This is a genomic window from Bacteroides nordii (assembly GCF_019930665.1).
Taxonomy (GTDB): Bacteria; Bacteroidota; Bacteroidia; order Bacteroidales; family Bacteroidaceae; genus Bacteroides; species Bacteroides nordii.
Genome location: NZ_CP082886.1, coordinates 3755637 through 3779674 on the forward strand (window position 1 = coordinate 3755637; position 24038 = coordinate 3779674).

General features: G+C 36.5%; 21 protein-coding genes. 1 reads left to right on the forward strand and 20 read right to left on the reverse strand.

All coding sequences use genetic code 11. From position 1 onward, the window contains the following. Window positions 1-2: 2 nt before the first annotated feature. The 18 genes from K8P02_RS14920 to K8P02_RS15005 all read right to left on the reverse strand — a co-directional run bounded on the left by K8P02_RS14920 (window position 3) and on the right by K8P02_RS15005 (window position 19885). On the reverse strand, window positions 3-806 hold the full coding sequence (locus tag K8P02_RS14920) for a DUF2334 domain-containing protein (protein WP_025868181.1): 804 nt from the start codon (window positions 804-806) through the stop codon (window positions 3-5). An 18-nt stretch (window positions 807-824) separates the two neighbouring features. Next, window positions 825-2330: a murein biosynthesis integral membrane protein MurJ gene (murJ, locus tag K8P02_RS14925; protein WP_025868182.1), complete on the reverse strand. Its 1506-nt coding sequence runs from the start codon at window positions 2328-2330 to the stop codon at window positions 825-827. Next, a complete protein-coding gene (locus tag K8P02_RS14930; protein ID WP_081768165.1) occupies window positions 2327-3526 on the reverse strand; it encodes a Coenzyme F420 hydrogenase/dehydrogenase, beta subunit C-terminal domain in 1200 nt (399 codons plus the stop codon). Before K8P02_RS14930 ends, murJ begins: the two co-directional genes overlap by 4 nt. A gap of 3 nt (window positions 3527-3529) precedes the next feature. Then, window positions 3530-4636: a polysaccharide pyruvyl transferase family protein gene (locus K8P02_RS14935; RefSeq protein ID WP_223381486.1), complete on the reverse strand. Its 1107-nt coding sequence runs from the start codon at window positions 4634-4636 to the stop codon at window positions 3530-3532. A gap of 2 nt (window positions 4637-4638) precedes the next feature. Next, window positions 4639-5757, reverse strand: coding sequence for a Coenzyme F420 hydrogenase/dehydrogenase, beta subunit C-terminal domain (locus K8P02_RS14940; protein ID WP_262903042.1), 1119 nt, complete (start codon window positions 5755-5757; stop codon window positions 4639-4641). A gap of 71 nt (window positions 5758-5828) precedes the next feature. Further along, window positions 5829-6968 carry a polysaccharide pyruvyl transferase family protein gene (locus K8P02_RS14945; RefSeq protein WP_025868187.1) on the reverse strand — a complete coding sequence of 380 codons (1140 nt, stop codon included), beginning with the start codon at window positions 6966-6968 and terminating at the stop codon, window positions 5829-5831. Then, window positions 6965-8137, reverse strand: a complete 1173-nt coding sequence (locus tag K8P02_RS14950) for a hypothetical protein (RefSeq protein WP_025868188.1) — start codon at window positions 8135-8137, stop codon at window positions 6965-6967. Before K8P02_RS14950 ends, K8P02_RS14945 begins: the two co-directional genes overlap by 4 nt. Window positions 8138-8206: 69 nt before the next feature. Beyond that, complete coding sequence (locus K8P02_RS14955; RefSeq protein ID WP_025868189.1) at window positions 8207-9253, reverse strand: sugar phosphate nucleotidyltransferase; 1047 nt, start codon at window positions 9251-9253, stop codon at window positions 8207-8209. Continuing rightward, window positions 9253-9948, reverse strand: coding sequence for an acylneuraminate cytidylyltransferase family protein (locus K8P02_RS14960; protein ID WP_025868190.1), 696 nt, complete (start codon window positions 9946-9948; stop codon window positions 9253-9255). Before K8P02_RS14960 ends, K8P02_RS14955 begins: the two co-directional genes overlap by 1 nt. Beyond that, window positions 9936-11105 (reverse strand): UDP-N-acetylglucosamine 2-epimerase, encoded by a 1170-nt coding sequence (gene neuC / locus K8P02_RS14965; RefSeq protein WP_025868191.1) that lies wholly within the window; start codon window positions 11103-11105, stop codon window positions 9936-9938. Before neuC ends, K8P02_RS14960 begins: the two co-directional genes overlap by 13 nt. Then, window positions 11102-12109: an N-acetylneuraminate synthase gene (gene neuB / locus K8P02_RS14970; protein ID WP_025868192.1), complete on the reverse strand. Its 1008-nt coding sequence runs from the start codon at window positions 12107-12109 to the stop codon at window positions 11102-11104. Before neuB ends, neuC begins: the two co-directional genes overlap by 4 nt. Continuing rightward, entirely contained in the window at window positions 12109-12750 is a 642-nt protein-coding gene (locus K8P02_RS14975) for an acetyltransferase (RefSeq protein ID WP_223381488.1), read from the reverse strand. The genes neuB and K8P02_RS14975 overlap by 1 nt, the downstream gene beginning before the upstream one ends. Further along, window positions 12750-13973, reverse strand: coding sequence for a LegC family aminotransferase (locus K8P02_RS14980; protein ID WP_025868193.1), 1224 nt, complete (start codon window positions 13971-13973; stop codon window positions 12750-12752). The genes K8P02_RS14975 and K8P02_RS14980 overlap by 1 nt, the downstream gene beginning before the upstream one ends. Window positions 13974-13995: 22 nt before the next feature. After that, complete coding sequence (locus K8P02_RS14985) at window positions 13996-15204, reverse strand: polysaccharide biosynthesis protein (RefSeq protein ID WP_025868194.1); 1209 nt, start codon at window positions 15202-15204, stop codon at window positions 13996-13998. Window positions 15205-15474: 270 nt separating this feature from the next. Continuing rightward, complete coding sequence (locus K8P02_RS14990; protein ID WP_223381490.1) at window positions 15475-17919, reverse strand: GumC family protein; 2445 nt, start codon at window positions 17917-17919, stop codon at window positions 15475-15477. Between the two features lie 23 nt (window positions 17920-17942). After that, window positions 17943-18734 (reverse strand): polysaccharide biosynthesis/export family protein, encoded by a 792-nt coding sequence (locus tag K8P02_RS14995; RefSeq protein ID WP_025867912.1) that lies wholly within the window; start codon window positions 18732-18734, stop codon window positions 17943-17945. 40 nt (window positions 18735-18774) lie between these two features. Beyond that, window positions 18775-19260, reverse strand: coding sequence for a UpxZ family transcription anti-terminator antagonist (locus tag K8P02_RS15000; protein WP_025867911.1), 486 nt, complete (start codon window positions 19258-19260; stop codon window positions 18775-18777). A 73-nt stretch (window positions 19261-19333) separates the two neighbouring features. Then, a complete protein-coding gene (locus K8P02_RS15005) occupies window positions 19334-19885 on the reverse strand; it encodes a UpxY family transcription antiterminator (RefSeq protein ID WP_025867910.1) in 552 nt (183 codons plus the stop codon). 1063 nt (window positions 19886-20948) lie between these two features. Here K8P02_RS15005 and K8P02_RS15010 point away from each other — a divergent pair. Further along, entirely contained in the window at window positions 20949-21413 is a 465-nt protein-coding gene (locus K8P02_RS15010) for a hypothetical protein (RefSeq protein WP_025867909.1), read from the forward strand. Window positions 21414-21548: 135 nt separating this feature from the next. Here K8P02_RS15010 and K8P02_RS15015 read toward each other — a convergent pair whose 3' ends face one another. Together K8P02_RS15015 and K8P02_RS15020 are read right to left on the reverse strand one after the other, a co-directional pair. Further along, entirely contained in the window at window positions 21549-22295 is a 747-nt protein-coding gene (locus tag K8P02_RS15015; RefSeq protein WP_025867908.1) for a response regulator, read from the reverse strand. Window positions 22296-22297: 2 nt separating this feature from the next. Next, entirely contained in the window at window positions 22298-23737 is a 1440-nt protein-coding gene (locus tag K8P02_RS15020) for a sensor histidine kinase (protein ID WP_025867907.1), read from the reverse strand. Window positions 23738-24038 lie beyond the last annotated feature (301 nt).

Consider the following 24038-nt stretch of genomic DNA (forward strand, 5'->3'; position numbering starts at 1 on the left):
GTTTATTTCATTAAGTCAGAAACAAGAATTGGTTCCATGCCTTTATCTTTGGCATATTTCATAAAAGATAAAAGTATAGTTCGCTGTTTATCATTATCACGCAAACTCCAATAATGTGTGTTAATAACCATTGGCAAATTGTGAGCATCACAATAGTCATACATCTTGATAAGATAATCTACATTTCTTAATGTACATGCATTAATTTCTTTATGGTCAGAATATGTCAGCACCCCAGGATAAGGCACTTTATCTTTTACCCTATAATACCAACGAGCAAAATAATTAGCTATATTACGAAAAGTAAATTTCCTTTGAAAGTTAATAGGTATAATACCTGAGAAATTTAAATTATTATTTACAACTGCATCAATACATTTCTTGACAATAATATTACTAGGAGCAACAAAACATGAAACTTCATACTCGAATAGCTGAGTAAAATTCGCTTTCCAGTAACCGATTTCTTTAGAGATATCGACATCATCTGCTCTCCAAACCATCTCTGGTAACCTAGTTCCACCTGCAAATTTATAGCCATGAGTAATACCATGTAAAAGTATGTCGCATTTCTTTGCAGAAACCATATTCTTTAACCAGCTCACCAATTCTTTGTTTTCACCAACAAACTTAGGTTCTGTATTACCTTTTGTATCAGAACATGCCCCAAATGTCGACACATCGGTAACAGTTGGAATTACAGCAAAAGAAACAGGGAAACCACCCAAATCATTTATAAGACCCTCAAGATCAGACACTTTTGTAAAGTAATTAGTATCATCATCTCTAATTGCCAGTTTAACCATTACAAAATATGTTAGAGATTATTTTTTTACGTACTTCAATATATCACAAACTACATCTGGCTTTGCAAAAAGAAGTACACTTGAATAAACAAAAACAGTAATAACAGTTGCCAAACCTAACCTTATAATCGCAGTCATATTTAGCGCATAATTCCTAAAGAAGAAAAGAATAATAAAAACCAAAGTTGATGCAAAAAGCAATACTTTCAAATTCTTATAAAAATAGCTCAATTTAATATTTTCTACTTTTTGGGTTAACAACCATAATAAACGAATAGAAATAAACATTACAGAACAACTCGCACCTAAGGCCAACCCTTTAACTCCAAGAAACCAAGGCAATGATAAATTAAGGGCTATATTCAACAAAACCCCCATTGTCGCATTTTTAGCAACCACTGATGTATTTTTCATTGAATAAAAAACCTTTGTAAGTGTTTCTCGGAACGCGCTAAATAAAAGTCCTATAGTATAACATCCAAGAATACCTTGGGTAAGAGTTACAGCATTTTTGTCAAAGGCTCCTCTTGCAAAGGCAACTTCAATAATTTCTTCTCGAAGGCAAAAAACCAAACACATTAATGGCATAAGTAAAAGAACATTTACCGTAAGAGTAAAATTAACTCGACGGTTCAATTGTGCCATATCATTTTTTGCGGATGCCTCTGCATATAAAGGGAAAACTACAATAGATATCGCGTTTACACAAAATGCAAGAAATACAGAATTTATTTTTCCGGCATAGCCTAATGCAGAAATTGATCCAACAAATAAAAAAGATCCAACCATTCTATTTATCATCGCATTGACCTCCGCAATACTGATACCCCAAATAACAGGTCCACTCATCTTTAAAGCTTTAACAACCTCAACATTCTTGAAATTTGTTTGGATTCTATATTGATATATTTTTCTAGCAATAACATACAAATAGGTCATCTGAAGAATACTCCCTACAACCTGACCTATACATGCTGCAGAAATTCCCCATTTTGCATGAAAGAATACTATCATCAAAATTACAGAAAGTTGCAACAAATAAACAGCGGCGCAAGGTAAAACAAGTTTCTTGTGAACATTCAATATACCTGTAATAATATCTGTTACTACAGTAAAAACTATTGTAGGAAAAGTAATCCTTAGCAAACTAACAGCAATATCATGAGTACTAGCATCAAAACCAGGAGCAAACAAATATATACATGGTCCCGCTAAAGTTTCTCCAATAAAAAAGATAGCACAAGCTATTAAAATATTTAGTGTTATGAAACTACTTGCAAACTTATTTGCTTCTTGAATACTTTTGTTATAATATATATCCGAATAAACAGGAATAACTACAGATTTTATCGCAACAGAGACAAAGGAAAAAATAATAACTGGAATCTGAATTGCAATATTATATGCATCGACGAAATTGGAAACGCCAAAATAGTTGGCAATAAAACTTTCCTTTACAAAAGCTATTATATAGCCAACTACTAAAAGTAGTGTAATCCAAAATGAAGTTTTGGCTAAATTCATGATTTTATGCCTAAATAAAATTTAACTGACTCAAAAAACCTACCAACAAATGTAGGGGCTGAATATTTCTTTTTAAGTTTGTTGAAACCACATTTTCCGTAATCAAGATCGAAAAGTTTCATTCTTTCTACCTCTTCTTTTTTCACGCTTTCGCTTCGAGTATCTAAATATCCTTTTAATACTTTTTGGGTGGAATTTGAATCAACAACATATTTCTCTATATCAGAACACTGCGAGAAAAACTCTTCACCCCGAGATGTACTTGTTACTACAACAGAAACTCCATCATGAGCATTCTGAAGATTAGGCAGTATTCGTTGTACCCCCCAAAAATCTCCAATTGTTAAGTCTGAATTTCTTTGTTCTTTTCTATATAAACAATGAAAACAACTCTCTCGCATCATTAAATGCAATCCAAACCAATAATGAAATTGATTTTTCCAAGCAGGCTCATTAACTACTTTTCCATTTGCAAAATGATATGTAACATTTAATCTTACATTGCCTCGCTGATCTTGTCCCCACCCTTTCAATTTACTTCTAAAATTATAACTAATTAATTTCGACTTGTACTTTTTTTCTAATGAATCTACATAAGCAGACCAAACAACAGGCGAATTAACTCCATGGCAAATAATTCCACAAGTAAGAAGAAGATTGCGTTTAGAAACAGGTATTATTTTCTTAACAGCTTCCACTTGGCATGGAGTTCCAATGAATAAAACATGCTGATCTTGTGAAATCAATCTTACAATATCTTTATAACATTGATCTGATTTACTTTGAAGATATTTTGACCCTTTAAACCTCTTTATGTCATCTAATGATGTTGCAAGACATTGAATCAAATTCCATTCTTCATCGAATGCTGCACCAATAACTGCCCATCCTTTCTCAATAGCATTGCTTGCAAATGCGGTACCAATTCCTCCTGATGTTCCTCCTTTTCTAATATCATCATTTGTACTCCAAGCTGCATAGTATCTCTGTACACTCTCTTCTGCAGTAAGAGGAGAGAGTATTGGACAAATTTTCATACACTTCCCGCAAGATATACACGTATCATCATTTATATGAGGAAAATAATGAAGTGCCCCATTCAGCTTCATAGTGATACTTTGAGTAGGACAAATATCTACACAAGCACTACAACCTGTACACGAAGAAATAGACGCTAATTCTATCTTGTTTTTCATATTTTAAAGTAAAGAATTATGCAAATAATTTCTTGAGAAATCTATATATGCTTTCCCTTTTTCATCAACATGACTATAATCGACTTTTAGATCTTCTTTCTTTAAAGTTTTTAACTTGTCTGAAGTTGAAAAAACATCTGATAATCCGAAATTTTCAACTAGATTTGAAACACGTTCATTCGCCATATGTTTTGGAACGAACATAAAATCCCTTTTATAAATTATAGAGAAAGCAGAACAATGAAAAGAGTTTGTGCACACATAAGATGCACGAGAGATCAACCCAACAAAATCTGCAGGATCACCATAATGTATATCACGCTCACTATTGAATTTATCCAATGCACAAAGGTTATAATGTATTACTTTCAATCCAGTAAGTTCTCTAATTTTTGCAACAGTTTCGATTGCAAGAGATGTAACACTAAGGAAATAACAAAGAATATATGGCTCGTCAATACAAAATTGATGATTTGCCATAGTATCCCATTGATCTTTCTTTAACAAGAAAACTGGATCTGCAACAACTACAGGATTATTTTGGGGTGACAAACTTTTTACTTGTTCTAAATTACCTTCCTCCCTAACAGATAAAGAATTAAAACGTTCAAGATAAGGTTGAATATGCTTAGCCTGTTCGTCATTCCATGGATCTGCAATACTTGGAGCATAAGCTATTATTCTCGACTTCGACTTATCAACAAAATCAAAAAAATAAGTTTCATCACATCTATATATAAAATTCCATACTTGATCACTACCTACGATAAAAGCATCAGCCAAAGGAGGATTTTTTCTTAAATCTATTCTATGATATCTTTTGTGAGTTAAAGGGACATTCTTAATAATAAACTTTTTCATCAATCTTTGCTTCTTCATTTTGAAGAAAAGAAGTTTGAAGTTTACTAAACAATAAATATTCTTTAGAAAATCTCTAAAAGATCTTGGAGTGGGAAAATATGACCAACTGCGACTTGCACCATCTGGGTAATAGTCAAGAACCTCACAATCTACATGTTCTTCTTCTATCAAATATCTTGATAATGCATAGCATTGTAATTGTGCCCCCATATTGTTCGCATATTGCGTTGTTAATGTGATAACTTTCATATCTACAAACTTCTTAATATTCTGTATAATTTATTTAATCCAGGAATCTGATATACAATATGTGATATCTTAATAAGGAATAAATTCCTTTTAATTCTCTTAACATCATTTTTTATATTCCCATTGATAGCCAAGAGCGCCCCTTTTTCAATATAATCTCTCTTAAACGTTTCATACCTTGAATGTTTCTTAATTGGATGTGATAATTGACCATTTCTAATTACTAATTGCGAATAATCATAAGGATTTTTCATAATCATTCCATCGCATTTATTAACTAAAGCACTCCCTTTTTCGGTATTAATTGCCAACATGGATAGGCCTTCTGAACTATTTACAAGATTAATTTGATGTTCTCGATCCCAATAATCACCTACTGTTAAATCTGAAACTCGCTCAGGACGAGTAAAATGACATTGATAACAACTTTCACGATAGAACAACCCATATAGAAAACCTGTAATATATCCATTGTCTGGAAACAAAGAGCGATATAATGTTTTACCGTCTTTATCAAAAGCAAATAAGCCGTATCTACTTTTACCCTTTTCTTTTATGCGAAATTTCAAATCTATTTTAGATGGATTTTCATTCGGCAAACATGCAATAATACAATCTGTAAGAATCTGTTGACTTGGGACACCATGACATACAAAATCTATTGTATAAAGATTATCATATGGCTTACGTAAGTAACTTAATAATCCTGAGACTTGACATGGTGTTCCAATAAACAAAACCTTCAATCCTATCTTTAAATCTGTTTTAACTTTAAGAAGAATATCCTCTATTGCACTATGGACATATTTAGAGCCTTTGATTTTATACAGTTCATGTTCAGAGTTAACTCTGATATGATGAATGTGTGTGCAATCAATACCTGAGCTACCATAGACAACACCTCCCTGCCTAATAATGAAGCGAGAAAAAACAGTAGCAATTCCAGCACTTGTAGAAGTCTTTGCCTCATCACTATCTATGGCTGTTGCAATATATGCAGCCATATTCTTATGATATTCTGGAAGATGATTATTGGGGCATATATTCACACAAAGCTTACATCCCACACATACATCATCATTCACTTCAGGATACAAATGGCCATTAATACCTTGCACCATTTTAATAGCATTATGACTACAACTATTTAAACAAGCTGCACATCCTGTACATTGATCATGTGGACATATTATCATTTCACAGAATTTAATATCGTCATCAGATATTCTTTGGACACTTTTCGCTCTACAGTAAGTAACTCATTCGTATGTGAATAATCGATTGGCTGGTAATCAATAATACCATCATTGTATTCCGATATAAATCTATCAATGAGATCCATACGTTCGAGAATATCGAAAATACGCATATTATCCATAGCCCTTAGACCTGTATGCTTTACAAAACTATAAAAATTTTTATTGAAGTTTATGCTAAAAATAGAACCATGAAAGGAATCTGTAAGAATAACCTCTGCATTATCTATTAATCCAAGGAATTCTTTAGGACCAGCTTCCCACTGCAAAGATTTATCTTGTGAAAAATCAACATAAGAAACAGGAAGAAAAACCAATGGAAGGCCAAGTTGCTTGGATAACTGTTTCGCGAAAGCACGATAATAAGTACGATGTCCCAAGAAATAACATAGAATATATTTACCTGCACATTTTGGCCTCACGGTAATTTGGCGCCACTCTTCGGCTGTTAAAAGTAAAGTTGGATCAACTACTGTTGTAACTTCGATGGGTGACAAGTGCTGTAGTATTTCTGACCCATATCGCTCACGACATGAAACAAAATGATAATGCTGCAGTCTTTCTTTTACATAAGTACACTCTATATCTGAGAATGATGTTACTCCAATACTTGGAGCATAAGCTGCTCGCACAGCTCCTGGCTTGGCAAAGGTAAGAAACAAAGAATCTCTAAAACCTATCTTTGGACTCCAAGTCTGATCTGAACCTGTAAAATAAATATCATAAGAAGGTGGATTATTAATCAAGTCTAAAGTAGTAGGATACATATTCCTACTCAAACAGCATTCACTCTTAGCAAAATCATCAAATGCAGGTTTTCTTAATAAAAACTCATGTTTGTAATATGTTTGTTTTCTTATTCTTTCAAACTCCCTAAGATAAACAAGCAGTCGCTTGATTCTTATTTTTAAAACTTCCCACTTAGTGAATTCTTTTTCTCCAAATCGGCAATCAATAATTTCTACGTGATATTTGCTATCCCCTATCTTCTCCAAGGCTTTATGAAGTGCATAACCCTGAAGCATAGTACCATAATTATAATAGTAAAAATATGTTATTATTCCTATTTTTTTCATTCCGTATACTTTTCTTGTGACATATTATACATAACAATCATTGGAAATACAAATAAAGGTCCAATAAAAAAGGACCCAGTAAATATTGTAGCTAACAAACCAACTATATAAGGACGAACAACTTTACAGCTTCTGTATAATTTATAGAATATTAACAAATAGAATAGTAATCCAACAATACCAAATCTAAAAATTACAAGCCAAAATGTTGACATGTATATACTATCTCCAAGAAATATATAATTAGCACCTGCAGCTTTTCCTGCACGACAATAATCTGCAGGATTTGCATAAGGTACACCTAAAACGAAATCAAAAGGTTCCATTGTACTTACAATACTAGGACCTTGACGAATTCTCATATTGGTTTCTGTATTAACTGTATCAAGTTTTTCCACACCTGCATCAAAAATAGACAAATTTATTAAGCTATAGAATAACACACTTCCAAAAATGAGTAAAATAATATTCTTCTTCCAACCTATATTTTGAGTTAAGACATAAGCAGTAAGAAGAATAAAGGCAGAAATAATACCAGTTGTGGAAGTGGTTATAAACATTGAGATAATTATGATTGCACTCCATACATATTTTTTCTCAATAAGTGAAAGCGCAATTGGAGCGAACATAAAATTCACATAAGCCGCAGGTTCCATAAAATAAGAAGAAGGACGAGCAGATAAATTTTCCAATCGTTTTATAGGCATATCTAAACCAGGTACCTCAAGTGGATGAGCGAAACCAGAAGACAATATTTCATTCATTTGGTATGTCAAGCCAATAATACTTACTAAGCTAACTAAATATAGGCACCATTTAAATTTATTCGCATTTAATTTGGGAGATATTATCACAATAGAAGCTAAATAAATTACTTGCTCGACAATCGAATTAATAAAATATGAACCAGAGGCAGTTACAAATACTGATAATACTAAATCATGTATTAAATAGAAAGCCAAAAAGATAATTAACGGCTTATAAAGGTGATAGTCGGTTTTACCAGGCTTTATAATACATAAAAACATCAAGAGCACAATAATCAATAGCCCCAAAGGAAAGGCCCCCAAATTGTAGGCACATAATATTGGAAAAAAAGAAATTAATAATTCTTTTACACCAAAAAAATCTGATATTTTAAACTTATTATGCGAATTATTTCTCTTCATTCCTTATTTATGAGTAAGACTAATTTTCATTCATATATTTATTATTAAGCAAGAAATAGATTACTGTGTCTATTCAAATCTCATATGCTTGACTATTTCCTTTGCTTTCTGGTATTCCTGCGGATTTCCAATATCTATCCATGTTCCATTGAGTGGGAAACGAACAACTTTATAACCATTATTCATAAGTATTTCCATAAAGTCAGTAGCGTTAAAAAACTCACCTGGTGGAATTAGTTTTAATAATTCGCGTTTGATAAAATAGATACCAGTATTTGCATAATAATTATATGTTGGTTTCTCAAACACTCTCTTTACATTACGCCCTTCAAGATCGAGAATACCATATGGAACCGAGATAGTATAAGGAATAGCAGCTATGCTCATATCTGCATTATGCTCTTGAAAGTGAAGATAGAATTCCTCGAGATCCAAATCTGTGATTGCATCTGAGTTCATTAGAAGAATTGTATCACTCTCAAGATTCTCTACATAGACGATACTGCCAATGGTGCCCAAGAATCTAGGCTCACTAAAACATTTTACCTGAATACCATCTTTTGGCTCAGCAAAATGTTCCTCAATCTGTTCCTTAAGATAATTAACAGTAACAGAGATATTCTTGACACCAAAACTGATAATATGCTCAACTATATAATCAATGATAGGCTTACCCTGCATTTTAAGTAATGGTTTCGGCGTCTTCTCTGTAAATGGTCGAAGGCGTTCTCCCTTTCCTCCAGCCATAAGGACAGCATCGATAGGTAACCTAGTACGATACTTGTCTATATTGATAATTTCGACTATATGATCCTGCTTGTCTAATATAGGAACAAGCTTCATTTTGAGTGCCTTCTGCTCACGAATGTGTGCCACATCATCATTAACAGCTTGACGAAGGAAATTGAATTTGCGATGCATCACCTTATCAAGTGTATCGTTAATACAGACACCCGCAATCTGTGCTCTACGAGCATCTCCATCGGTAAGGGTACCAACCATCTGTTCACTCTCATTTAGAACAAAAAGTACGAGCGGACCAGAACCTAAGGAATTAATCTGCTTAAGCGCATCAAGCAGTGTCTTATCCTTTGTAATAAAATGACGATTATCTATCATAGTACGACTATATTTTCTTTGATCAAAAATTCAGCATAACTCCAATCGAGCATTGTATCAAGATCTACAGAAGAAGTCTCATCCATCACATATTTTACTCTCCTTTTGAATTCTCCAAGCGATTCACGCTTTAAACTCTCAGGATTAATAATGTAGATGGCACCATTATACGCATATGTTGTAGGAACATCCTGTCTGCGAACGAACTTACCATCGCCTTTAGAGATATGAAGATAACCATTATCATCCTCCTCAAAACAGTTATAATAAGGATTGGATGATGTTTCAACTACAGATACGACCATATCAATATCAGGAGAATAGAGTTTTATCGCATCTTTAAGATGTTCTACTTTACGAAAAGGTGAAGTATTTTGAAGAAGCACTATGTTGTCATAATGCTTGCCTTTATCCTCATAGAATTTTAGAGCATGAAGTAGTACTCCGTAAGTACCAGCCTTATCTGTAGCCAATTCTGCAGGACGAACAAAAGGTACTTTTAAACCATAATCTTCTACCACTTTAATAATTTCAGGATCATCGGTAGAAACACAAATATCCTCATCATGACAGATAGAACGAGCTACATCTATAGTATAACAAATAAGCGATTTACCTGCTAATGGTTTAATATTCTTATGTGGAATTCCCTTACTGCCACCACGTGCTGGAATAATGACTAATGATTCCATTGATTTATATCATAAAAATGCTTTTCAATTATGTTATCAAGAGGATATGTCTTGATGACATTCAAAATATTCTCAGTAGTATTCTCTCTTTCATAAGGATTACGAGTTTGCTTTGCTTTCGCAATGAAATTATCGCTCAGAATTATATATAAACCTTCCTTAATTGCTGATTCAGTTGCTTCACAATTAAAAACACTATCTGCAGCAATACGACCTTTCTGACGATCACCAATATTAAGCGTAGGAATGCCGAAGGAAGGAACCTCAATGATTCCGCTTGATGAATTGCCAACTGCAGCTGTTGCATAATGCAGTGCTGAAAGATATCGCTTTAAGCCCAATGAAGGCCAAGCCTTAACTTTCTCTGGATGTGTAGTAGCATATTCATTGATCTTCTCAATGATGACACGACCATTAGTATCCGAATTGGGATAAGTAAATATAATCTTATAATCCTCAAGGGAATCGAGGGCACTGAGTAGTGCCTTACTTTGTTGTTCTGCAGAATTATCTTCAAGAGTCACAGGATGATAAGTTACAATAATGCATTTATCACTCATCTTGAAATCAAGACTTGCTTCAAGTTCGTGCTTGCTCATCACAGGTACATGTTTAATATTTTCAACTCCGATAGCTCCCACATTGAATACACGCTCCGGCTGTTCACCCAACTGAATAACTCTGTTGCGATAAGCTTCAGTTGAAGTGAAGTGTAGATGACTCATTTTACTGATAGCGTGACGAATACAATCGTCATACGCGCCTTCTGTAATTTCACCTCCATGAAGGTGAGCAATAGGAATCTTATGGAATAATGCAGCAGATGCTACTGCAATCATTTCATAGCGATCTCCGAGGATTACTATCAAATCCGGATTGATATCCTCGAAAACATCAGCGAAACTGATCATTCCAAGTCCCACTGATTTAGCAGTACCAACAGCAGTATCGGAAGAAAGCAGCATTTCCACTTTCTTATCTATTGTGAAACCCTCTTTCTCGATTTCACGATAAGTAAACCCAAACTCAGGAGAAAGGTGCATGTTGGTTGCAACAATCTGAAGTTGTAATTTAGAATCATTCTTAACGGATTTCATCAAACCGCTCAGAAGTCCGTATTCTGCACGACTACCTGTTACAAAGCATATTTTTCTCATAACGAAATTTGCTCTTCTTCTGAATAATCTTTTGTGGCAGCAGTTCCAATAACCTCATTCCAGCGCATTGGAGAAATACCAGTACCAGGACGTTTAACAGTAATATTATCTTCAGTCAGCAACTCCCCTTTCTTGATAGGACAAGCAGCCACAATACTCTTACGGGCAACAGTAATGTTTGCTCGTTCAGAAACAGTTACTTTCTTCTCTCCATCACCCAAAACCTTTTCAATATTGCGAATAGCACCAACCATAACCTTCAATTCTGCCGGTTCAAGTGATGCCTTATGATCAGGACCAGGAAGATTACGGTCGAGAGTGAAATGTTTCTCGATGACAGATGCCCCAAGAGCTACAGCTGCTATAGGCACCTCAATACCACGGGTGTGGTCAGAATAACCTACATTCACATCAAAGTCCTTTTTGATAGTCAACATAGCCTTGAGGTTTACGTCCTCAAAAGGTGTTGGATATTGTGTATTGCAATGCAGAACGGTAATCTGATCCTTACCTACGCCGAATTCGTTCAAAACATTGATAGCTTTATGAATATCTTCTCCAACACACATACCAGTTGACATGATAACATTTTCCCTGTATTTGGCAATCTTGCGGATGAAAGGATAATTGGTGATTTCGCCTGAAGGAATCTTCCAAAGGTTCAATCCCAACGAATGCAAGTAATCAATGCTATCAAAATCAAAAGCAGTTGACCAGAAGCGGATACCTTTCTCCTTGCAATAAGCAATGAGCGTCTGATGATCCTCATGAGACAACTCCAATTTTTTGAGCATGTCATATTGGGAATCATTGCCATCCCCAATATTCCGCTTCTGATATTCAGCCTTCTTAGCATCCTTAGACACCAATTTATCAGCCTTGAATGTCTGAAACTTGATGATATCAACACCTGCTTCTACAGCAGCATCTACCAATTTCTTAGCGATCTGTATAGAGCCATTGTGATTGACACCTGCTTCAGCAATAATTAATGTATGTGCCATTATTTAGTCCTTACTTTAATGATAGCAGGATTACCTGCATAAATACCTTTTTCTGATATTGATTTTCTAACAGCAGAACCTGCACCAACGATAATATCATCGCCAATAGTAATACCATTGGCAAGAACTGACTGACTGCCAATAAATACACGTTTACCTATCTTACAGTCACCATTTATCATTGTGCCTGTAGAAATATGACATTGGCTACCAATATATGCATCATGCTCAATATTTACAAAGGTGTTGATAATGACATTGTTGCCAATCTGAGCACCAGCATTCACAAATGCATGATGCATCACAACGGTACCCTTACCTAATGTAGCGTATTTTGAAACATGTGCAGTTGAAGCAATAATTGTTGCCAACTTGCCTCCAACCTCTATCACCTTATTGAATAGTTTAATGCGGATAGCCGGATTCTTGATAAAACCAACAGTAATGACAAATTCTGCTTTATCAACATAAGTAGATATGTCATCATCAGTACCAATAACCCTATGGTCGGGGAGTACTTCATTACCCACATTTTCTGGCATATCAAGAATGCCAAGAATGCTATATCCTGCACTCTCTGCAACTTCTATCACTGATTTGCAGTGACCACCACCTCCAATAAAAATTAAAGGCTTGTGCATTATTTATTTGGTAAATCAGAAAGGCGTACGGAACTTGGGATATTGACAACACGATCCGCAAAGAAGATAGTATTCCTCAAGCCGTCATTCTCGCATTTCTCAAACATTGGTAGACGGTTCATGAGCTCCCAAATGGGACGCGTCATCACACCATTATCGTTTGTCTGTGTGAGGAAGTCGATTTGCGCCTTTTTGTCTTTCAAAATAACTGCATTGAGCCAATAGTTAGAGAAGGTATCAGGTGAGTCAACAAAGAACTCGATCTCAGGTACATCCTTGAAATAGGCTTCGTATTCAGCTGCAATCTTGCGCTTGCTTGCTATATACTTATCAAGATTCTCCAACTGAGCACAGCCCAAAGCTGCATTCACGTTTGGCATACGATAGTTATATCCAATATGATCATGACGAAACTCCCAACGATGTGGGATTTTAGCCTGAGTAGTGATATGCTTTGCATAAGCACCAAACTCCTCATCATTGAAGAGCATCATTCCACCACCACCAGTGGTTATGGTCTTGTTGCCATTGAAACTGATAGCACCAACCTTACCAAAGGTACCAGTATGCTTGCCTTTATATGTTGAGCCGATTGATTCAGCTGCATCCTCAACAAGTTCAATGTGCCATTCCTCACAAAGAGCAGCAATCTCCTCAATGCGAACTGGATGGCCAAATGAATGCATTGGCACACAAGCTTTGATTCTGCGACCTGTATTCTTATTGTAACATGCAAGGTTATCTTCATGGTATGCGAAGTCACAGCTCTTGTCAACTTCACCAAGGCGGGTGTTCTTGCGAACCTCAGCGTTCTTCTGGAGCCATTCTTTCATTGCCTCAGGGGAAAGCCCCATTGTAGAATGCTCAACATCCAAGAATACTGCATGAGCGCCAATGTAGCTCAATGCGTTACAGGTTGCAATAAAAGTCAAAGCCTGTGTAAGCACTTCATCATCTTTCTTTACGCCAACAAGCTGTAAAGCCATGTGAAGCGCATTAGTACCACTCACACAAACTACAGCCTTCTTAGCACCTGTATATTTTGCCATATCCTCCTCGAAACGATCAACAAACTTACCTACAGAAGAAACAAAGGTAGCATCAATACACTCGTTGAGGTATTTCTTTTCATTACCCACGAAAACAGGAACAGCCAAAGGAATAAACTCTTGGTTGCCATATATAGACTTAATAAAGTCAATTGTATTTTTATAATCAACCATGACTATTATCTATTTATTCATTTTACATTTTTTGATCAAGATTCTTTCCTTTCTCTTCATGTTCGAAATTAGGAATAAACTTCTTAATAGCATGAACAACCTGAGCCTTGGTGAAATCTACATTTACAAAGAGCTTCTCCAAGTCAATGAAGAACTGATTAATTTCGTCCATATTACGATGTGTGCTTTGTTCAACAACACCAAGCGCCATGAAACGTTCCATATTGATCTTCTCGCCTGGTACATAGAATTCCTCGTATGCTTTCTCGCCAGTGGTATCGCTTTTGAAATAAACAACAGGGTATGCGTCTGATTCGTAGTCCATATCAGCTGCATACTTCTTTGCGGAAAGATCATTATCGCATTCAACCTTCTTAAAGCCCTCCGCCTTTATGAAATCATCACAAATAGATGAGAATGTGAGCATCTGGTCTTCGCCCAATTTAGGGAAGAACACCTCACCGCCCTTACCAAGAATGCATGCGAGCATACAGATTTGGCCAGACTCCTCTGGAGATACGAAATAACGCTTTACATCAGAAGGTGCTGCAAGAGGTTGTTTCTTCTGTAAACGATGTATCCAACCATCAGGAAGCGAACCGTTAGAGAATGCTACATTAGCAAAGCGAGCTGTAGTAACCTTAAAAAACTTATTATAAGCCATTACGAGATCCTCCATGATACGCTTGCTGGCACCCATGATATTCACAGGATTTGCAGCCTTATCGGTTGACACACAAAAGAAGTGTTTAGGGGGATAGATAGTAAGAAGATCCATCAACTTCTTAGCCTTGATATCGTTGTTTTCGATCAGCGCCTGAACTGAGTATTTATCTTTTTCAGAACGTACGTGTTTATGAGCAGAGAAGTTGGCAACGATGTCAAAACCCTTCTCCTCACAAAAAATGCGCTCGAAAATAGGATCTGCGAAGTTGAGTGTGTAGCAACGAAATTCCTCTGGTACGAAGAGACCTTCAGTCGAACGAACATCACGAACAAGCTCTGCAAGTCCGTTCTCGTTGAGGTCAACGACTACAACCGAAGCAGGTTCGAACCGAAGAGTTGCTTTGATGAATGATGAACCGATGCTACCGGCACCACCAATCACACATACTTTCTTACCTTTAATTTCAGTAGTAAGAGTTCCCTTGTTTGCCTCAATATCTGCTGCAAACATACTGACTGAACGAGACGTTACTGAGTCAGCTATGAATTTTTCTAAGTTAAACATATAATATTGTTTTCCTTTTATATACTCTTGATCCTTAATTTACTTTTGAAAACCTCTCTGTCTAAAGGGGAAAAATAAAGTTTTCTCTTTTGTTCCTTTTAATTAAGATTAGAGCGAAACGTGAGTCCTTCGTTGAGTCTCATTTGAGTCTATCCGCAATCTTCTCTACATGCATGTGAGTTTAATCCAGACCGATCTATTCAAATGTATGAGGATTCAGAAATGATATTATGCTTTTCTTGAATTGTATGAATAAAAAAATACTGTTTATCATTTTAGAAAATGGGAAAAAAAGTTTCGTATTTTTTTCCCTTTTTTGTGTTTATGATCTTCATTACCGTAACCATACCCATAACCATAGCCGTAGCCATAACCATAGCCATAACCGTAGCCCTTATGATCTGAAGGAACTCCATTCAATATCACCGACATATTGCGAAGTTGTTCCTGACGGTACATATTCTCCAATTCAGGCAACTGACGACGATCCATCACACCCGAACGGACTACGAAAATAGTTAGGTCGGCCACACGGTTCACAATGGAAGCATCGGCAACCATACCCGCAGGAACATTATCCACAATGATATAATCATAACGTTTACGAAGTTCCGTTATCAGACGGTCGAAACGCTCACTCAACAACAATTCGGCAGGATTGGGAGGTACGGGACCGGAGAAAATGACATCCAGCTTATCATACTCCTCACTCCTACCAATGATATCATCCAACTTATCCGTACTTCCCGAAAGATAATGTGTCAGTCCCATACGGTTGGAAGAGTTAGAGAAAATACCACTTAATGTTCCCTTACGGATATCAACGTCAACCAGAACAACTTTTTTATTCGTCTGGGCGATACTCATGGCCAGATTACTCGAGACAAAGGTTTTACCTGCACCCGGATTGGCGGAAGTAAACATAACAACCTGCAATTTATCAGACTTCATACGCATAAAGTCCATGTTCGTACGAATGATACGGAAAGCCTCGGAAACCGAATCACGACTGTTCTCACGGACAACAATACCATCCGAATCTTCACTCTTATTATTATTGCCATGGCGGGGAATATTACCTAAGAAAGGAATGGTTAAAACTTCATCCAATTCCTTACGGGTACGGACTTTCGTATCCGTCACATTCAACAACCAGAATACACCCATGGGAATACCTAAACCTAAAACAATGGAAGCCAAGAAAATTGTCATTGTTTTAGGTGCCACCGGAGCACTGCTACCCGAAGCAGCATCTATGATACGGGCATTACTCTCCGTAATAGCCTGTGTCAAGGCATTCTCCTCACGCTTATTCAACAAGTAAAGGTAAAGTTCCTCCTTGATCTTCTGCTGGCGTTCTACTGTAAGCACATATTTCTGCTGGGCAGGAACGGCCTCAATTCGCTTCGTGGTCTGCTCTTCCTGTTCACGGATATTCTTTAACTGGATATTCAGGCCGACAATCAGATTATCCACCGAACGAATAATCGTCTGCTTCATTGCACTCAGAGAGTTGTTCAGATCCATCACAATCGGGTTCTTACTGCTACTACCCACCACCAATTTATCACGTTTCAAGAGGATATCATTGTATTCCTTGATCTGGAATTCGACACTGTTATCCGATATACCCGTATTGGCAGGAATCAGGTCCGAACTTTTCTGAGGATCCGTCAAATACTCTTTAATGTATCTGGCTATACTCAACTGATTCTCCAAGCTGAGACCTTCCTGCTGATAACGACTCGTATTGGCAAGATACATGCCAGTTTCGGAAGTAATATCCGTCAGTTGATTTTCACGTTTAAAGCTTTCGATATTGGCATCCACACTTCCCAATTCACGTTCGATGATGATCAGACGCTCATTGATAAACTTGGAAGTATTTACGGCTATCTGGTTCTTATCATTGATAACATCCTCATTATAAACAGCAATAAGCATGTTCAGAATGTCTTCCGCACGGGCAGTAGAGACGTCATCCAAGACAAGATTGATAATGGTGGCCGTCTTGCTGGCAAGAGACACTTTCAATCTGGCACGATACCCTTCGATAACACTCTCCAAATTGGATTTGACTACATTTACGGGCTTACCGTAAAATACATCCGTATAGTACAACGTAGGAGTAACAACCATCGGGCCAATCGGAGTAGAAACGGTATCATTCAGATGTACATCCAAAACCTCTTCCGAATGAACGCCCCCACCCCCTACAGCTAAAGAGAATCCGGAAAGACGCACCGTAGCAGAATCAACAGGAGTAACCATGACTTTTATAACCTGCCGTTCCTCCGCTTCCGGAAAAGAAACGGTTACCGGAGCATGGGTATAAAGTTCATCATTGCGCAGACCATTCTTCACCTTATAGCTCATATCCAAATGCAAACGCCGCGCAACCTCCTCCATCAAATGACGGGATTGAAAAACAAGTACCTCATTATCCACATTACGTTTACCACCGAAAAGAGATAGGTCAGAGAAAGCCGCCGATTCACTCATTCCACCACCTTTGGAGTCGTCACGAATCAAAACGGATGCTTTCCGACTGTATACTTTGGAAGAAGACTTTAAATAAAAGAAAGCTATCCCACCACAAACCAAAACAGACAATACAAACCAATACCAATTAACCCATATAAGATGGAGAATATCGGTGATATTAATTTCCGGCTCTTGTTTGCGGACATCATTGTTTTTGTATTCAGTATTCATTGATTTTTTCTTAATATCCGGAATTATTTAAACATAGTTACCATCAAAGAAGTGATAGACGCCAATACCGAAACGGCAGACAACCAAACACCCACCGAATTATTGGAGTTAATACGACTCTGGCCAGTCTTGGCTTTATTAGGCTCCACGTACACGATATCATTCTGTTGTAGGTAGTAGCAGGGTGATTGAAAAATATCAGAAGAACGAAGGTCGTGATACAGAATACGGCGTTTACCATCTTTTTCGCGAATAACGGCTACGCGGTCACGACGGCCATAAATAGTCAAATCGCCTGCCATACTCAACGCTTCCAACAGAGTTATCCGGTCACCGGAAATATCGAATGTACCGGGACGGGCTACTTCACCCATCACAGATACTTTAAAGTTCAAGAACTGGACAGTGACAATAGGATCTTTGATCAAATCTTCACTGATGAGTTTTTGTTTGATCAGTTCGGTAACCTGCATACGGGTCAGTCCCTCCACATGAAGCCGTCCTAAGATTGGAAAGTCGATATCACCGTTCTGATCGACAAGATAACCCAAAAGACGTTGTTGACCGGGATTTTGACTCCCAATCTGATAACTTACTAAAGGCATATTAAAAGGCAAAGCCAACTCAGGATCCTTACTGTTCACTAGAATAGCCAACAAATCATCCTTATGAATGATAACTTCATAATTCTTATCAATATTTTCTTCCTTTAAAGAAGTTATATCCTGCAAGTAAAGCACCTCTTTGGGAGCAGAACAAGATACCAAAAACGTCAACAGACACAGCAAACAATTATTCAGAAATTTTATTCTCATAAATTAGCTATTAAACAATTCCATAAAATTACAATATGACTCATTCTACAATTTCCCAATCAGGCCAAGGATTAGTTTCCAGACTATCCAAATAATCGGAAACTTCACATTCCGCCTTAGTCCATTCACGTCCGGTCCAACTATTCATAATAGCATGTGCTTCCTGAGCTAAATCTTCATCAAAAACTTCGCTATAACAGGCCACTAAAAGCTGGCACTTCAGCAAGGAAGCAGGGAGTTGTTCGAACAATTGCCAACTACGATCAAGTAAGGACTGAATTTTCAGATTCTTATTACCATGATCGTAGATAGTTGCATGATAAGCAGTCAATAAAACATAACAGCGTTGCGCTTCCTCTTCAATGTTGGAACCTCTCAATACAAATAGAGCCTCAGCTTGACGGTATACTTCTGTATTAAGCGCACAAAATTCATTGGAATAAAGAGGAGTCCCGTCAAAACCCATGTTAAGAAGGTCACGGGTCGTACGGTACAACGTATCAACTTGTGATTGAAAAGACAACATATAGATAGATTTACAGTTTAGTTATTTATACAGGTGACAATTGATAAGAAAATACGGAACGAATCAATTTCTTTTATTCACAAATAGTATCGGGAATTAGTTCTATCAAAGAAGGATGAATATATGCAGTAGCCACAGCCATAATGCCTTTGATACAAACAGAGACACGGCGATCGCCTTTTACACGGATAACAACTCCTTCCACCCCTTCGAAAATACCACCGACAATACGTACACGATCCCCTTTCCGTAAAGAGGTAAGGGCAGGATCAAGGTAAACAATCTGTTCATCGTAATTACCAGAAACTGCAATAAAACTGCGCATCTGCGAATCCGGAACAATAAGTGGACGATTCGTTTCACGATCAATGATATAGCGTACAGATAAAGAAGAACCAAGAGAGCGTTTGATACGATCAATACAAACAAAGGAACTGTGAACAAACACAAGGTTATGTACAACAGGAACCAATTTTCGTATCTTACGTTCTCCCTGTTTCACGTATTCATAATGCATCGGAATGAAATTCTCTATACGCTCGGCATCAAGTACTTCTTTCAACTGTAGCTCACGACTATAAGTGACACGAAGTGGATACCAACAGATGTCTGTGGATTTGTTCACAATTGGATATTCTTTGGGGACACCGGGGTAATAAAACTCCTTCCGGTCAAACGTGTATAAAATGGATTATCAATTCTTAAAATACACTAGCCCTCAATAGTTTCCCTATCACAGGAGACAAAACATAAAGAGGGGAGATATGTATTATGCACTATTTTATACTTATTAGCACATAAATAACTATAAACAAGATATTTAACACCAAACAGCGTTTCAATAGACGTTCGTTTATTGGCACACTATTTTAGAAAGACCTTTATTCCTATTCAGGTTAAATTAATAATAAACTAATTATTCTTATGTATATACACACAATTTACTATGAATCAATAAGATACATTCAGGTTAAGATATGATCAGATCATTTTTATTGAAAAATATTTTGTACATTAAAAAAAAGGACATATTTTTGTGCCAATAAACGAACGTTTATTGAAACACTATTCAAATAAAAGAATAATATCAAACGACTATTAATCAACAATTAAGAATCCCCTATTTCACTCTTACTTTGTACTGATAATAATATTCCGAAAAACACTCCAAATACTCGCATTTTTCTGACAACAAGTATAAATAGAAAATATACTTTCCCAGCTAAATGAGTTCACTCCCATTTCAAATCCTCTTGTTTAAATTTAGTTAATAGATTAAACGAGAAAAACCATCTCATTTACCAACATTCGTTCATACATATGTACGATATAAACCAACACGCAACCACACACTCATATTTTATTACAAAACAACTAAACCAATCAAAAACAAGAAAATACATGAAATAGATTTTATTTTACTTTTGTGGTTTGGATTTTATGAAAGCACATATTTCTCTACGAGATTTAATCGATTCCTCGTAGAGAAAAGCCCCGTTCCTCGTAGAGAAAAACAATATTTCTCTACGAGAAAGAAATAGACCTTGTAACCATTTGATATACAACTTCTTACAGAAGTGCCAAAAAGCTCCAAAAAGTGTTGATTTTTTCTCAACACAATGGCACTGAATTCAACCGTCGAAGACGGCCATGAAGATAAAAGAATTGTTACATAAAATCTAATCAAAATGGTCACAACAACCATCTATGTAAAGCCCTATCTGGCGGCTTACATGTATGTACGCTATCAAAACAGCGTAGTCACGGAGCTCAATGCTATCAGGTTAAAAAGTATCGAAAACTTGTATCATGTCATCAAAAACCTCACAGTTAAACGTCCACGAGACGTATCATGGCGGGAAACCGGGAATCTGACTCTCATAATCCCCGCCCCAAGATATGGGAAAGAACCCGAAACATACAATTACCTGGGGCACAACAGTGTCATCATCATCGAAGAGGAAATAGAAACAATGCTGAAGACTGAGTTACACAGTATCATGCTGAAAAATAAATTCCGTAACGGAATCATGTATAAAAAATCACTGTTACTATTTATGGATAAATATCACATTGAAGACAAACACGAAGATGCCCTCATGAAATCATTTCAAAGATGGAAAAAGAGAGTGGAGGAAGAAAGAAAAAAGTAAAATAAGACTCACCAAAGAGTTTCACTGAGTTTTAATTGTTGAAACGCAGAAACTCGCAGATTCACGCAAAGAGTATCATAGCTTACGTATAGCACAGCCATTTAATCTGCGATCATTTGCGTTTCAATGATGGTATCATTTAATTAGGGTAGAAGGGTGATGTGAAGCAAGAAATAGACTATATTCCTCTTCTTTATTATAGGAGTCCTGCAAAATCGCTCCCTGTACCTTTAGATTCTCCCAACGCTTTTGGGGGTTGGATAACTCTTCCTTTGCTTTTAGCAATGCAACTGAAAGTTTCTCATACAAACTGTCCGTCTCAGTCTTTGTTATAGTTGCATCCGCCCATTGGGCAACTTCTACAAGAAGCAACGGTTCAGACGACATGATTATCAGATATTTATAAGGATAACGTTTTCGTATTCCCTGTAATATTTGCGTTGCATTCTCTTTTTTACCGGGACCGGCACCTATCAAATCGGATATAATAATATCAAACCCCTCAGCAAACAAAGGGGTAGGAATAGCTTCTATCACTGTGAGGCATTCGCTCTGAAAATTTTCTTTCAAATACTGCCGCGTTTTATATTGGTCATCAATAGCAAGAATATTGAATGTTCTCTCTTTTAAAGAAGTTACAGAAGAACATTTGGTTACTTTGATATTAGTCTCCTCCCGCTTTGTATTTGCCTTATTCTGCTTTGACAAATAAAAGCAATACCCACTAAGAAATAGCAATAAAGCACATAAATAGATAACATAATATCCTGATACATCATGAAATAATGCAATCAAAGATGACACACCACCTACACCTGTGACAACAGATGCAAAATAAGTGCTAAGCGTTGTTTTCAGAACTTCCTTTAAGAAATTTTTCATATCTATTTTATATACAAGATTACTGTTTTATTAATAACTGATGTAAATCCGCTTGTTGTGTTTTGCAATATGGAATTATAAAAGCCCCATCTATGACAGTCCAGATGTTCCATTTCTGCCAGAGAAACGGGCTTTTCATTCCTTCCTAAATCATTAAAGCCACTTTTCACCCGGAAAACAACAGAACTTGTTTCAATATCAATATTCATTTCCAACTTTTCTTCTTTCACCTTACGATGTTCCAACAAATGATATACAATGCCATTCAAATAAATATATAAAAGAAGTTCTTTGGCCGGAAAAGAAAAAGAAGGCAAAAAGTCTTTATCATATTCTAGCTCATCCCGATAGGCCACACATATATTATTCAGAATTGTATCCAGCGAAACCGTCTTTTCCAACGGATTGCCATACACACACATGTCTGGTGGCAGCAGAAGATAATCAATATAAAAAAATAATGCCTGCATATGCAAATAGGAGACCCGCATACAATTGCATATAAAAAACATCTCTTCGGGCAATTCCTGACGGTTAGAAGTAGCCCAATTGCAGATATCCGATAATTTCCGATAGCAGGTACGTATCACACGATTCATTTCATGAAGATAGATACCTATCGCTGTATTATCTGAAATATCCTGCAGAAATGCAGGAGCTGAAGCAGGGGTATCACGATGAGGGAACACTAAGATAATCGAAAAAAGTTCATAAGGTACATTATCGTAACTGTTGCTGGCTTCTTCACCGCTTTCCACTATTACCTGTACCTCCTGCGAATCGGCTATTTCTTTCACTATGCTTAACCCCAATCCATGTCCTTCAGTTGTCAAATACTGAGCATTAATCCCACGATATTCATGTTCTAAAACACGCTTTGCTTCGTCCTCTTCCAGCCGGGGGCCAAAATTAGAAAAAGTAATCTGTTTATATTCATCATGCACTTCCATCTGCATATCAATAGTAGTGTTTGGCATACTATATTTAACAGCATTATCCAGTATTTGCGTAAATACCAACCTAAATAAAGGCGAATAATTATACAAAGTCCAGGCTTCTCGTTTTTGTTCGGGTGTCTCTATATCCGGAGCTATCAGAATCTGATTCAACCTTCTTGTTCTTACTTCGCGAGCGTCTTTTTTCCGATACATATTATGATATTTTTTGTGATTCTTATCACTATTATAATCATTAATGTATTTTCTGCATATCTCTCCGACATTCATAGGACTACACTCTTCGTTGGCAGCAAACATCCGACGGTAAATATCCATTTCTTCCCGGGATGCAGACAAAGCACACAGTTTCTTTCCCAATGGAACTGCAAGAGATTCGTCCATAGTAGAAGAAAGTACTTCTATTTGTTCCTGCCATTTTATACATTCGTCCGCAAAATGAATGACTGCCTCATTGCATTGCGCTATCAGATTTTGGTTAGTCATAGTTCTATGATATGATAAAAATAGATTATAAGAGTCTGTTTATATTCAACTCACCAGAGAAGTCTACATGCAATATTAGCAAGATTTACAATCATATGCAAGGTTTTGCAGAAGATTTAATCATATAACATACGACTACTCTTATTCAAAAACAGTATAAATAACAAGAAGGTGTCAAAAAACTGAGAAAGCTATTAATATATAAATTTAGAAACGCAGATTAACGCTAAGTTACGCAAAAATTAAATTAAATCTGCGTAAATTAGCGTTAACCTGCGTTTTAATAATAGCGAATTCTACT